At 31.4% G+C, this 14,487-nt stretch carries 11 protein-coding genes and 1 tRNA gene; 1 reads left to right on the plus strand and 11 read right to left on the minus strand.

The genetic code is table 11. The annotated features are described in order from the left end of the window. Positions 1 to 4 precede the first annotated feature (4 nt). A complete protein-coding gene (locus CPG45_RS01230; RefSeq protein ID WP_096230265.1) occupies positions 5 to 673 on the minus strand; it encodes a hypothetical protein in 669 nt (222 codons plus the stop codon). 125 nt (positions 674 to 798) lie between these two features. On the opposite strand from CPG45_RS01230, the gene CPG45_RS01235 reads away from it, so the two are divergent. After that, entirely contained in the window at positions 799 to 2,166 is a 1,368-nt protein-coding gene (locus tag CPG45_RS01235; protein WP_096230266.1) for a hypothetical protein, read from the plus strand. Here CPG45_RS01235 and CPG45_RS01240 read toward each other — a convergent pair. The 10 genes from CPG45_RS01240 to pheT all read right to left on the minus strand — a co-directional run bounded on the left by CPG45_RS01240 (position 2,150) and on the right by pheT (position 14,487). Then, positions 2,150 to 2,407, minus strand: coding sequence for a putative Se/S carrier protein (locus CPG45_RS01240; RefSeq protein WP_096230267.1), 258 nt, complete (start codon positions 2,405 to 2,407; stop codon positions 2,150 to 2,152). The two genes, CPG45_RS01235 and CPG45_RS01240, sit on opposite strands and share 17 nt — an antisense overlap. A 147-nt stretch (positions 2,408 to 2,554) precedes the next feature. Beyond that, complete coding sequence (locus tag CPG45_RS01245; protein ID WP_096230268.1) at positions 2,555 to 3,958, minus strand: aminopeptidase; 1,404 nt, start codon at positions 3,956 to 3,958, stop codon at positions 2,555 to 2,557. Positions 3,959 to 4,030: 72 nt separating this feature from the next. After that, a complete protein-coding gene (locus CPG45_RS01250) occupies positions 4,031 to 4,663 on the minus strand; it encodes a response regulator (protein ID WP_096230269.1) in 633 nt (210 codons plus the stop codon). Continuing rightward, positions 4,641 to 5,804, minus strand: coding sequence for a sensor histidine kinase (locus CPG45_RS01255; RefSeq protein WP_096230270.1), 1,164 nt, complete (start codon positions 5,802 to 5,804; stop codon positions 4,641 to 4,643). The genes CPG45_RS01250 and CPG45_RS01255 overlap by 23 nt, the downstream gene beginning before the upstream one ends. Before the next feature lie 189 nt (positions 5,805 to 5,993). After that, positions 5,994 to 6,069 (minus strand) — tRNA-Ala (locus tag CPG45_RS01265). A gap of 44 nt (positions 6,070 to 6,113) precedes the next feature. Then, positions 6,114 to 6,827, minus strand: coding sequence for a sporulation protein YunB (gene yunB / locus CPG45_RS01270; RefSeq protein ID WP_096230271.1), 714 nt, complete (start codon positions 6,825 to 6,827; stop codon positions 6,114 to 6,116). A gap of 50 nt (positions 6,828 to 6,877) precedes the next feature. Then, entirely contained in the window at positions 6,878 to 9,238 is a 2,361-nt protein-coding gene (locus CPG45_RS01275) for an endonuclease MutS2 (protein WP_096230272.1), read from the minus strand. Continuing rightward, positions 9,238 to 11,586, minus strand: coding sequence for a U32 family peptidase (locus CPG45_RS01280; RefSeq protein WP_096230273.1), 2,349 nt, complete (start codon positions 11,584 to 11,586; stop codon positions 9,238 to 9,240). Before CPG45_RS01280 ends, CPG45_RS01275 begins: the two co-directional genes overlap by 1 nt. A 44-nt stretch (positions 11,587 to 11,630) precedes the next feature. Continuing rightward, on the minus strand, positions 11,631 to 12,005 hold the full coding sequence (locus CPG45_RS01285) for a cell division protein ZapA (protein WP_096230274.1): 375 nt from the start codon (positions 12,003 to 12,005) through the stop codon (positions 11,631 to 11,633). Between the two features lie 97 nt (positions 12,006 to 12,102). Then, the gene (gene pheT / locus CPG45_RS01290; protein ID WP_096230275.1) at positions 12,103 to 14,487 is read right to left on the minus strand and encodes a phenylalanine--tRNA ligase subunit beta; all 2,385 of its coding nucleotides are present in this window, start codon (positions 14,485 to 14,487) and stop codon (positions 12,103 to 12,105) included.

Below are 14,487 nucleotides of genomic sequence, written 5' to 3' on the forward strand. Positions count from 1 at the left end.
ATTATCAATATGGTGAATACGGAGCTTTTTGCGGTGGGAATATCGGTGGGAATGGTCTTGACATAAACTCATCGCAAACATTTGTAGGAAATTCTTCACATTCAGGCGGTACAGGACAGAATCCATATGATGGAACAAGCAACTGTACATCCATTGCTGATTTTATTATAATCCATACACCTATAATTACTTCAACTGTTGTTGGCGTTCCAACATTTACTCTTCCAAATAAGCATTCAGCAACCGCCTCGTATTTCATAATTGCAGTCGCAGGTTCCGGTACATAAAGTACTATATCTTTTGAAAATGTAGTTGTTAATCCTGTTAATGTTTGAACATCACCAGATGCATTTGTAATAATAACATCATATGTTACTTGGAATGTTGCCTGTACCCTTGCAAATCCTGGTCTTTCAGGAATAGGTGTAATAGTAAATCCAGGAGGACTTACGAGTGTTACAGTAACATTCTCACAGCGACCAAATGTCGGATTTGTAATAGTCGGGACAAATGGTATTGGTGGTATATTGTCAAGGCATAATCTTTGTGAGCAAGCATCGTATATCTTTGTAACTTCTATGCAAGTTATTTCTGTCGGTTCTGGAAGTTGGCCTGGTTCAACAGGACCTGGTCCTACTTCTTGCTGTCCAATTAATTTTTTAGCAAATGCCATTTTATTTCCCCCTTAGATTTATTTTAATTGATATTGAAGATTTCGTTTTTCTAATTACAATATACGTAGTACCCATAATATTTGTTACAAACTATGAATATATTTTAATTGAAAGGAGGTATTTTATGGACAAGGTTTTAATAGATAAAGATGGCAGAAAATATATTCTCAACATAAAAAATAATAATATCACTATCAATTCTCTTGATGAAGCATCTAAAGAAATAAACATAATAGATAATGTTAATAGTGATTTTGACGCTTCATTTGATTCAAATAAAGATCTTTATATAGTTTACTTTAGTAAAGAACAAAATTTAGTAATTGTTTCGTATAAAGATAAAAAAGTGACAAAAAGTGTAATATATCATTATAATGAGAATAACATCTTTATTGATAATTTAAGATTATTTATTGTAAAAAACGAAATTCATGTCTTTTTTATGGAGCATAATAAATCAAGTTCGAGAAATATAAGACTTAAACATTATTGCTTTAATAATGTATGGAAAATCAACGAAATAGCTGTAATCAAAAGTAGTTTGAAGCCATTTTATAATGTCGATGTCGATAATTACGGAATATTGCATGTAGTGTATATTACAAATGAAAATATTTGTAGAATTTATTATACTACGTATATAAATGATATTTGGGCGCAAAAGACAATTATATCTGAAGCTGTTTCTATATCTTATCCAAATATAAAAATAGATGATAAAAGAAATATTCACATATGTTGGGTAGAAGAAAACATTATTAAAGAATTAAAATACAGAAAAAAAGTTGATGGAGGTTGGCCAAAGGGTTCTTGGGATAAAAAAATTACACTTTCATTTTCTGACAATATAATTAACCCTTATATGCGCATAATAAATAATAATTTATGGTGTACCTGGATACAGCAAAATTCGTTTTATAATGCTATATCATCTGACGGCGGCAATAGTTTCAGCAAACCCTTTAAATTAGCAGAAAAACCTTTGAATTATGAATTCATTAAAAAAATCGATCCAACATGCGAAAAAATATCTTATGTAAATTTAAATGGTGAGGATATACCTTTAGCAGAAGAAACTACAGGAATATCATACGATAAAGAAAGTTATTTTACTTTTTATATCAAGGAGGTTCAAGAGTACCTTAATGCCTTATCTAAAAAAATAGAAAATCTGCAAAAAGAGAAAATACGCCTTGAAAGGAATTTAAGTCAGAGAAACTATGAGGTTTCATTAAAAAATAGAAGTATAGAGGAATTAAAAGATAATTTAAAAAAAATTTATGAAGACAAAGCTAAATATTCTTCAAAAGTCGATAATTTAAATACAATGTATAATGGTGTTCTCTCAGAAAATGAAAGATTAAAAAAGCAGATAAAAGATCTGCAAAATAAAATAATCATATTAAATTCGAAGTTAAATGAAAAAATGGAAATGGGTACAATTGACAAATTAAAATCAATATTTTTTGGTAAATCTAACGAACACCTATGACATTATAACCATAATATGTTTTTTCAACCTCATATATCCCTTTATAAGGGATATTTATTCTTTGTATGATTATTTTTACAACTTCTACGAACTCTAATCCAAATTTTAAAGAGTGACTGCAGCTGTTCATTATAGACCTCGGTGTTGGAATAAACTCAACTGGTATATTATTTTGTCTTAAGATTTTCTCACATAATACAGCATGTTGATATGAATAGAATACCAAAATAGCATATCTCATTTGAGCACCTCCTCTTTTTTAATATATTCAATTACATCATAAATTGATAAAAATTCCTCTATGTCCACATATTACTTGAAGGTTTTTCATGATGTTCGTCGAATATATGTATAAGCAAATAAAAAAAATCGGGATTAACCCGGTTTTTTACTTGCTTTCAAGGAATGATTTATATGCTTTATATCCCATGTAAAGGTCTAGTTTTGATGATAACTCATAGGGTGAATGCATACTTAAAAGTGCGACACCGCAATCAACAACATCCATGCCATAACTTGCAGCATACTGTGCTACTGTTCCGCCGCCACCTATATCAACTTTTCCTAGTTCACCTGTCTGCCATATAACGTTATTTTCGTTGAATATTCTTCTTACTTTTGCAACAAATTCAGCATTTGCGTCATTTGAACCAGCTTTTCCGCGAGCTCCAGTATATTTTGTTAAGCATATGCCATTCCCAATATAAGCCGTATTTAGTTTTTCGCTTACATCCGGATATAAAGGATCAAAAGCAGAACTAACATCAGCAGATAGTAACTCAGAATTTTTCATTGTCTTTCTCAGTTTTATATCCGTAGTTCCCTCATGTTTCTCGAGAATTTCTGCTATTGCATTTTCAAAAAACCTTGATTGCAATCCGGTATTGCCCATACTTCCGATCTCTTCTTTATCAGCAAAGATAGCAACTGCGGTTTTTTCTGGATTTTTCACATCAAGTATTGCTCTTAGCACACTATATGCGCAAATTCTATCATCCTGTCCATATGCACCAATCATACTTCTATCAAAACCTATGTCCCTTGGCTTATATGCCGGTACAAGCTCCAATTCCGAGCTCAAAAAATCAGATTCAACTATACCATACTTCTCATTTAAAAGTTTCAACAAATTAGGTTTTACTGAAATTTCATCAGATAAAGGTATACTGCCAATTATTGGATTTAATGCCTCACCTGTTATTGCATCAGCCATTTTCTTTTCCATCTGTTCTTTCCCGAGATGTGGTAATAAATCTGTTATGTATAGAATAGGATCCTTCTCATCTTCACCAAGTTTGAAAGTAATTTTATCACCATTTTCTTTTACAACTACTCCATGTAATGCGAGTGGTATTGTAACCCACTGATATTTCTTAATACCACCATAATAATGTGTTTTAAATAATCCAAGTCCACCATCTTCGTACAAAGGATTTTGTTTTAAATCAATCCTTGGTGAATCAATATGTGCAGCAGATGCTTTAAATCCCGTCTGCATCGATTCATTTCCTATTACTGCCATAACTACTGATTTTCCCTTGTTATTATAATATACTTTACTTCCTGGCTTTAAATTTGTAGCTGTTTCAATATCTATAAATCCATTTTCTTCGGCTATTTTAATAATTCTATCTGCAACTTCCCTTTCTGTTTTGCATTCACTCATAAACACTTTATAGTCTTCGGCAAATTCGAATATCTTATCTTTTTCTTCGCTACTTACCCTAGGCCATCCATTAATATTTTTATAGCCAAAGTTCTTTTCAATTTCTTTTAAATCATTATTCTCCATTCTAATACCCCCCAGGTTATTATTTTTTAATTATATATTAACTATAAAATATTTTTCTATTAAAAGCAAATTTTATGTATTAGTATTGTATATATTTTTATTTTTTAAAAGATATATGGCTGCTTGTGTTCTGTCTTTCACATCTAACTTCTTAAATATGCTATAAACGTGATTTTTTACTGTTTTTTCGCTTAAATATAATTTTTTCGCTATTGCTTTATTGCTGTAGCCTTTAGCAATTAATGATAGAATTTGCAGCTCCCTTTCTGTAAGGTCCTTTTTATAATCGTCATCATTTAAATTCCTTATTTCATTTACAAGTGATGGATGAATATATATTCCCCCGTTATATATTATTCTTATGGCTTTCATTAACTCATCTGAGTCGGCATCTTTTAGGATATATCCTTCAACACCGATTTTTAATGCCTCCAGTAAATATTCTCTGTCGTTATATATTGTCAAAAAAAGTATTTTATACTTTTGACTTTCATCTTTAAGCATCTTCGCAGCCTTTATCCCATTTATATGTGGCATGTTAATATCCATCAATATTATATCTGGAGGGAATTCTTTTGCTACTTTATATGCCTCTTCACCATCTGATGCTTGATATGTAACTGTCATATCATCTTCTAATTCTATTAGCTGTTTTAATCCTTGACGCAAAAGTGCATGGTCATCAGCTATCATAACGTTGATCATTACTTTTATCACCACCTAATGGTATGGATACATAGATTTGTGTGCCCTCATTAAGAGAACTATTTACTTCAAATTTTCCATTTAAAATTTGTACCCTTTCCCTCATACCTAATAATCCAAAACCATTTTCATATGTATCGCTGTTAAAGCCAACTCCATCATCTTTTATTATTATACTTATAAAACAATCTCCAAACTCTAACTTTACTATTGCATTATTTGCTTTTGAATGCTTATATATATTTGTTAATGCTTCTTGTATAACCCTGTAACATGTTATTTCAATTTCTGGATTAAGTCTTTTGTAATCTGAAAATACAGATAATTCTACATTAATCCCAGTTTCTTTAATAAAATTTGTAACATATCTTGATACAGCCGGTATTAAGCCAAGGTCATCTAGAGTTGACGGCCTTAAATCATATATTATTTTTCTAACTTCTTTTAAAGAGCCTTGTGCAATATCCTTCAAATTTTTAAGTTCTTCTTTTGACTTTTCTACGTCCTTATTTATAAGTTTTTCGCACAATTCTGCTTTTAAAAGAACATTTGCAATTGCTTGTGCTGGCCCATCATGAATTTCTCTTGCTATTCTTTTTCTTTCTTCTTCTTGTGCTTCAATGATCTGAATATTCAAAAGCTGCTTATCTTTTAGTTCTTCAAATTGCATGTGCATTTTGGTTAAATCACCTGTTAAATATTCTAATGCTACACCTATTTGTGTCGAAAGTTTTTCGGCCTTTTCAACGATTGACCTATACTCTAATAGCTTTCTTTCAAGCTCATTTCTCCTTAAAATTAGATCTTTTTCTTCGCGTCTCTTTAAAATAAGTTCTATTTGTATTTCTTTTGCTTCATCGTATGCCTCTTTAATAGCTTCTTCCGTCATACTGTTAAATTGCTTACTTACGTATGCAAGTTTAAGCTTTGAACGTTTTTCTTTTCTCTCTAAGACCTCTACATCTTTGATAGCAGCTTTTATGCGAACTTTTAAATCATTTATTTCATTTTCAAGGTCATAATATTCGTTTCTAGTCTTTTCCAATATTTCATATATCTGTTCCTTGCTGTTATCAATTACATCTATAGTTTTCTTAACAATATTATCAAGTTTTTTATCATATTCAAAATTATGAGACATATTTGCACCCCGTAGATAAAGATATTAATCTTATTCGACAAAAATCATGAAATTCCTTCATAATTTTTACTTTTACATATATAGGCATAAAAAAAGACCCTCTAAGGGTTTTGGTGGGCTTAGATGGACTTTAACCATCGACCTCACGCTTATCAGGCGTACGCTCTTATCGCATGAGCTACAAACCTATGGTGGAGATGAGGAGATTCGAACTCCTGACCCCCTGCTTGCAAGGCAGGTGCTCTCCCAGCTGAGCTACACCCCCATCTTATTGACAAATATCATTATACCATATATTTTAATATAATGTCAATTGCTTTCTACGTTTATATTTGAATTGCCATTATTGGGAATTGGTACAGTATATTTATTACCATTTACATCAACATAACTTCCTGGCACATCTCCTACTATAATACTATCCGCTACAGGCATATGTGTTGAAACTTGTATTTTGTCAGATACAAGTGGTGCTATAATCTGAATATTTGCTTTTATGTAAAGATATATTATATGCCGAGTTTGATTTATGCCTGCAGGCTCAAAACTTGACTGAAAGTCAACATTTACCACACCTATAGGCATTAGCCCTACTTTAACCCTTGGACCTGTACTTGCAAAAATATCTTTCGATATCAATGCCCCAAGTGGCAATTTTACATAAACAGATCCGATATTATTTAGATTATCTTGAACATCTTGTGTTATTTTTGTTGATAGTAAGTTCATCTCAATTGTATTTGCTTGCAGCATAGATACTTTACCGTTTTTATCAGTCCTAACACTTATTAAATCTTTATATTCTATGCCTTTTAGTACTTTTTCATTTATTGATTTATTTATAGACTTTACGGCTACATCCTGTGCCACCGTCTCACTGGCAGCAAGTAATGCTGGCCTTAATCTATAAGCAACAAATGAATACATAATAGATATTGTTAACAAGCCAATAAATACATTTAGGTAAAATTTATTTATATGATAAATATTAAATCTTTTCTTTCCCCATCTTCTCTTTCTCAATTAAAAAACACCTCCTCTATATTTTATGTTAGAAGAGGCATTTTGGTTACTTATTTTTCTTTTATTTCTACAATTGTTACACCGTCTTCACCTTCGCCATATCTTCCAAGCCTGTATGATTTGACATGTTTATTTTGTCTTAAAAGTCTTGTTATTCCACTTCGCAATGTACCCGTACCTTTGCCATGTATTATTGTTACCTGTTTCAATCCGGCGAGGTATGCATCATCAATGTATTTATCAACTTCTAATTCGGCATCTTCTAAGTTCTTACCTCTTAAATCTATCGATGTACTTATACTTGATGATTTTTCATTCATATAAGTACTAAAACCACTTTCAATATCTTTTTCTTCCTGTGATTCTGCTTCTCTTAAATTGCTTATATGAACATTCATCTTTAAAATTCCTGCCTGTATTTTAACATTTCCATCTTTATCAGGTGAAGAAAGCGCTGTTCCTGTCTGATCAAGTGGTACAATATATACTGATTGACCAGGCATTATATTCTTGGGAATTTTTGTATATGTTGGTACTTTTGTTTTTGTAAGCCCATTTTCTAAGTCGCTTATATTCTCCTTAAGTTTTTGCCTTGCTTCTTCTATAAGCTTATTTTTTCTATCTGATTTTTCAGCTTCCCGTAATTTTGATATTATTTCATCGGAAGCTATCCTTGCATTATCTAAAATTTTTTTAGCTTTCTCTCTTGCCTTTTCAAGTATCCTGTCTTTCTCTGCCTCAGTTTGTCTCTTTTTCTTCTCATATTCCTCTTTAATTTCATTAATTTTATGCTTTAATTGTTCTATTTCTTGTTTAGACCTTTCCGCTTCGATTCTTTTCTCTTCTAGGTCTTTAATTATGTCTTCAAATCTTAAAACTTCACCGGTTATATAATTCTTTGCATTATCAATAACATCTTCACGGAGTCCAAGCCTTCTGCTTATCTCAAATGCATTGCTTTTGCCAGGTATACCTATTGTTAGCTTATATGTGGGCCTTAATGTTTCAACATCAAATTCAACAGAAGCATTCTCAACACCATCCATTTTTAGTGCATACTGCTTAAGCTCACTATAATGTGTTGTCGCAATAGTACGAGCTCCTATTCTATGAAGGAAATCTAAAATACTCATTGCAAGTGCAGCACCTTCAATAGGATCTGTGCCAGCCCCAAGCTCATCAAGCAATACCAAACTATTATTTGAAACACTATCCAATATCTTTACTATATTTGTCATATGTGCTGAAAATGTGCTTAAGCTTTGCTCAATGCTTTGTTCATCACCTATATCGACAAATATGTCGTCAAAAAAAGCAATTTCTGAGCCTTCGTCTGCAGGTATATTTAACCCGGTCATTGCCATTAATGTAAGTAGACCTATTGTCTTAAGTGTAACTGTTTTTCCTCCAGTATTTGGTCCTGTTATGACTAGCGTATCAAATTCGTCTCCTAAGTATACATTTATAGGTACTACCTTATCCGGTGGTAGTAGAGGATGTCTTGCATTTTTCAAATTTATATATCGATTTGTATTAAACAAAGGCTTAGTTGCATTTGTCTTAATAGAATATTTCGCCTTTGCAAAAATTATATCAAGCTCCGTCAGTACTACCATGTTTTCATGAATTTCAGAAACATGATCACTAACTTCTTTTGTTAGCTCTATCAAGATTCGTTCGATTTCTTGTTGTTCTTTTAGTTCCACCTGTCTTAAATCATTATTTAATTCAACAACCTGCATAGGCTCTATAAATAATGTAGCACCACTTGAGGATTGGTCATGTATGATACCCTTAAATGTGCCACGATATTCTTGCTTAACAGGAACAACATATCTGCCATCCCTTACTGTTATAATAGGGTCCTGAAGTTCCTTTGATGATGAAGTTATTATTGAGTTTAGAGTATCCCTTATTTTATTATTTATATTTACTTTTTGTCTTCTAATGTCTTTCAAAAGCGGCGATGCATCATCTGATATCTCATCTTCTGAAATTATTATTCTATCAATTTTTTCATTAAAATCTTTAAGATGAGTTAATCTGCTATTATATTCACTAAGCAGTGGATAACTATTTTCATCCTTTTTATTTCTCAAATAAGCTTTTACCCTTCCAGATAATGATAAAAATCTTGAAATTTTTAAAAGTTGTCCAGCATTTAGTGTTGAGTTTATCCTTGCCTTATTTAAAATATCACTTATATTTTTAAATGAAAAATCTATATCGCCATATGAGCTTATAAATGATATAGCTTCATTTACTTTATCAAGTTCTTTTAAAGCTATATTGATATCATTATATGGTTTTATATTTAACGCTTTTTCTTTACCAGTTTCAGAATCACAGTATTCAACAATAAAATTAATAATTTTGTCATATTCTAAATTTTTATAATATTTATCCTCCATTATAATACCCCTCTATAAAAATGACCTCTAGTATAATTTTTTATTTGTAAATTGTAATCTATTCCATCTAATGCATTTTTGTAAGCTGATAACACGTTTTTTATTTCCTCGTCTTTTTCTATTGTATCATTAATTCTTAAATATGAAAGTCCGCTTTTCATAAGGTCGTCTATTTTATCAATCATCATTAACACATCAGAATTTAATATCCTTATTCTGCAAAATCCATCGCTTAATATACTCATGCAATTCCCTTTTCTGTCTTTTAGAATATATTCCCCGGTTTCACACATTTTCTTATCGCATCCATGTAAATTTTTTATAGGGCAATATTCCATCGTCATAAGTGGAAGTTTCCCATATACGATAGCTTCAAATTTCATAGTGTGCCTTTTTGTTATATCCTCTATTTGAACTAAATTCAACTCTGGTGATAATGTTATTGTATCAGTTGAGTTGAAAAAATTAACTGCCATACTGTTAAATATATTGAGATTATAGTCAATGCATATTTTAAAACCCATCTCCTTAGCAACTCTGTATAGCCCTAAATTTGAGATCAATATTTTCTTAAATCCTGTATCCTTTAATTTTATAAGTTCGAACTTAGCATCATTCATTTCTTCTCTTAAAATTTGAGGAAAAGCAGGAATAATATCATATTCGCCAATTAAATTTTTAATACCCTTAATGTTATCAATATCCATTTTATAGTTGAAATAAATTCTATCAATATTTAATTCAGCAGCAATTTGAACATGACTTAGCTTTTCGCTGTAAAATGAAAGCTTACATTTTTGTCTTTTATTTTTATTAATCAATGGCAATTTAAAATCAACTTCTTTTGAATCATTATAATTTAATTTAAGTTTCTTAAGTTTTTCAATCGCACGTCTTCGAGTTTCTTTGATTTCACTAACTGGTAAAAATAGTCCATCCTCAATCTCAACTTCTATATCCTTCAAAGAAAAAGCCGTATCATTAATTGCGGATATTTTATCTACCAAAATATCCCTATCAAAAGCTTTTTTCATTGCTTTTTCGGCTTTAATCTCTCCCTCATTATGAACTATATTTTCGTTATTTTCAATGCGAATAAATAGTGGCTCATTTTCACTCATCTTTATGTAAATTGATACAGGAGACTTCTTTTCAGTGATATTAATAAGACTTTTATTTAACTCGTAATCATATGTCTTATAAATAAAATCACTTCTTTTAACGGGAACTTTCCTTTGTATTTCTACAATTTGTCCCGCCTCTGCATTATCTACCACTTTTCCATTATTAATAATTTTATCAACTTTAAAGCCGTATTTACCATTCTCTGTTGATATACCATCACCATTTGAAAGTGGCCTTATCAATTTAAGCTTAAAACTATCGTTTTGCTTTGACACAATTTCACCGACAATAACTCCTTTATTCTTAGGATTATCATAGCTCATTTCCTTAGGCTTTTTCTCAAAAAGATATCCACTTGAAAAACCTCTATTAAAAATGCTAGACATCATGTCAACATATTTAAAAACATCGAATTTTTTATTACTGTAATAGGAATCGATAGCTTGTCTATATGACATAACAACAGATGCTACATATTCTTTCTCTTTCATTCTACCTTCAATTTTAAGTGAGTGTATTCCGGCATTTATCAAACCACCGATATGCTCAATTGTACATAAATCGACCATGCTTAATAAATGCTTATCATGTTCTATTATATCACCTTTATCATCGATAAAGTCATATTTTAGCCGGCATGGCTGTGCACACCGCCCCCTATTTCCACTTCTTCCTCCAATTATACTGCTAAATAGGCATTGTCCTGAATACGAAACACATAGTGCGCCATGTGCAAATACTTCAATTTCAGCTTCTGTATTGCTTACGATATTTTCAATTTCCCTAAGTGTAAGTTCCCTCGACAGCACAACTCTTTTAATCCCGGCATCATAAGCCTCTTTTACGCCTTCTAAATTATGCAAAGTCATCTGTGTACTTGCATGCATCTTCATTTCTGGATAATAATCTCTTAAAAATTTCACGATACCATAGTCTTGTACGATTATCGCATCTATATTAAGCTTGCATAAATAATCAATATATTTTAAAAGGGTATCAAATTCCTTATTAAAAATCAATGTATTTACCGCAATATATATTTTTGTGTCACGCAAATGGCAATATTCTACAGCCTCTTTTAGCATGATATCATCAAAATTTTCCGCATATGCACGGGCACCAAAATATTTACCGCCAATATAAACAGCATCTGCACCAGAATTTACTGCGGTCTTTAAAACATCGTAGTTTCCGGCAGGTGCTAATAATTCAATCTTCCTCATTAAACCACCTTAATCTAAATTATTAATATATATTTTAATCATATTTAACTGACATCATCAAATGTTTTAATATATTCTTCTAGTTCCTCTCTCGATTCTTCAAGTTCCTTTCTTAAATTTTCAATTTCTTCGGACAAAGTCTTTATTTTATCATTGTCATTATTTAACTCTGATTTTAGTGATACAATTTGTTTTTTCAATGCGTTATTCTCCTCTTTTGAAATAAAAAGCTCATCAGTAATATTTAGTGCCGCCAAAACTAAAATCATTTGTGTGGACAGTTTACTATAATTTTCAGATATCCCTGCTATTATTTCATTCAAATGTCCAGCTAATTTCATTATATAATCTTCGGGATAATCTGTTTTTAATATATAATCATTTCCATTTATATTAACAGTAATTTTCTTTATATCCACAAGAACATCCCCTCAATATCAAACGTTACTTTATTTATTTCTACAAAGAATTCAGATTTCCTTCTTTTTGAGAAAAAAAAGACCGTTTCCGGCCTTTTTACCTAAGTTGTGCTCCTATTTTATCATTAAGTGTTTGAATAATTTTGTCATGAACTTTTTTTACTTCTTCATCTGTCAAAGTTCTCTCATATGACCTATACCATATTGAGTATGCGACGCTCTTTTTATCTTCTGGTATATTTTCACCAGTATATACATCAAATAATTTTACATCATCAACAAGCTCGCCGCCAGTTTTTCGTATTATATCTTCTATATCCGCTACATATGTGTCCTTTGATACAAGAATGGCTATATCTCTTTCTACCGCAGGATATTTCGGCAATGGACTATATTTTCTTTTGAAATTCGCCATTTTAAAAATCTTTTCAAGGTTTAATTCAGATACATACATTTCTTCATTAATGCCGTAATTTTCCGTTATGTCGGGATTAAGTTCACCTAAAATACCGACATTATCACCATTAATAATCAAATCGGCTGATCTTCCTGGATGATACAAAGGATTTTTGCTCCTTACATATTTCACGTCCTTTATATTGAGACTCTCAATCAAAGCCTCAATAATTCCTTTAAGTTTGAGAAAATCAACCTCTTTACCATACATTCCTATAATCGCCGTTTTAATTTCTATAGGCAGTTCTTCTATTGGTAATGATTTAGGAACAAAAATTTTTGATATTTCAAAAGCTTTAAAATCAGACACTTTACGGCTGTAATTCGTATATGCAACATTCATCATCGACGGTAATAATGTTGTCCTCATATAACCTTGATCTTCACCGAGAGGGTTCATTATTTTCACTGCTTTTCTATATGGACTATCTTCTGGTAGATTTATTTTATCAAGGTCTTTCATTCCCATAAAGGATGTTGTTATAATCTCATTTAAACCGCATGATAAAAATATATCTTTTACTCTATCTTCTAATTTTTGTTCTGTCGTTTTAATTCCTGCAGTTATTTGAGTGCCTTTTAAAAGTGTATCTTCAATATTATTATATCCATATAATCTACCAACTTCTTCTGCTATATCTGCTTCACCTTCTATGTCCCTTCTAAAAGCAGGTACTGTTACCCTTAAAATATCATTGTCATAAGTTACATCAAAATCAAGCAATTGCAATAAATCTTTCATCTCATTTTGTGTAAGATTGGTTCCTAAAAGGCTGTTTATTCTCTCATATCTAATATTTAAAACTTTGTTTTCAAAGGTTTCTGGATATACATCAACCATATCTTTCAATATTTCTCCACCACTGAGATCAGCCATGAGCTGTGCTGCCCTATTGCATGCAAGTACAGTTATTTCTGGATCGAGTCCTTTTTCAAATCTTGAAGATGCTTCGCTCCTCAATCCAAGTTTTTTCGATGTATACCTTATATTGCTTCCCTTAAAATTGGCACTTTCTATAAGAATATTGACGGTATCACTTGTTATCTCGGTATTTTGTCCACCCATTACACCAGCTAATCCTATTGCTTTATCAGTATCTGCTATAACAAGCATATTGCTATCTAGAATTCTCTCTTTATCATCAAGTGTTATTAATTTCTCACCATCTATTGCTCTTCTTACAATTATGTGTCTGTCTTTAACCTTATCGAGGTCAAATGCATGCAATGGTTGTCCAAGCTCTAACATAACATAATTTGTAATATCAACGATATTATTAATCGGTCTTATACCTGATTTTAATAATCTCATTTGCATCCAAATAGGTGATGGACCTATTTTTACATTTCTAACTACCCTTGCAACATAACGATAGCATAAATCCTTTGCTTCAATTGTAATCCTTGCAGGATTTTCTTCGGATATTTCCTTTATTTCTATTTTGGGCAAATTGTAACTTTTTCTATATGTCGCAGCAGTCTCCCTTGCAATACCAACTATGGATAGACAATCTGGCCTATTTGGCGTTATTTCAAATTCAATAACATCATCATTTAGCTCAAGAGCTTTTTTAACATCTTCGCCGAGAGGTAGTTCAGGCAATATAAAAATACCGTTCCTTTGAAATTCGGGAAGCATACTTTCATCAAGTCCTAATTCTCTAGCCGAACACATCATTCCATTGGATTCCAATCCTCTTAGCTTTCCTCTTTTTATTTTAACACCACCTGGCAGTGTCGAGCCATGAAGTGCAACAGGTATATAATCGCCTTCTTTAATATTTTGTGCACCTGTTATAATCTGTAATTTCTCATTGCCTACGTCGACGATGCCAACTTGAAGTTTATCTGCATCAGGATGTTTGCTCAGGGATAATATTCTCCCAATTACAACGTTCTTTATATCATTTCCATAATTTTTTATTGTTTCAACTTTGGAACCGGACATTGTAAGGTCATCAGCAAGCTTTTTTGAATCAACTGAAACATCAACATAATCCTTTAGCCATGCGACAGATACTAACAT

This window comes from Thermoanaerobacterium sp. RBIITD (assembly GCF_900205865.1).
Classification (GTDB): Bacteria; Bacillota; Thermoanaerobacteria; order Thermoanaerobacterales; family Thermoanaerobacteraceae; genus Thermoanaerobacterium.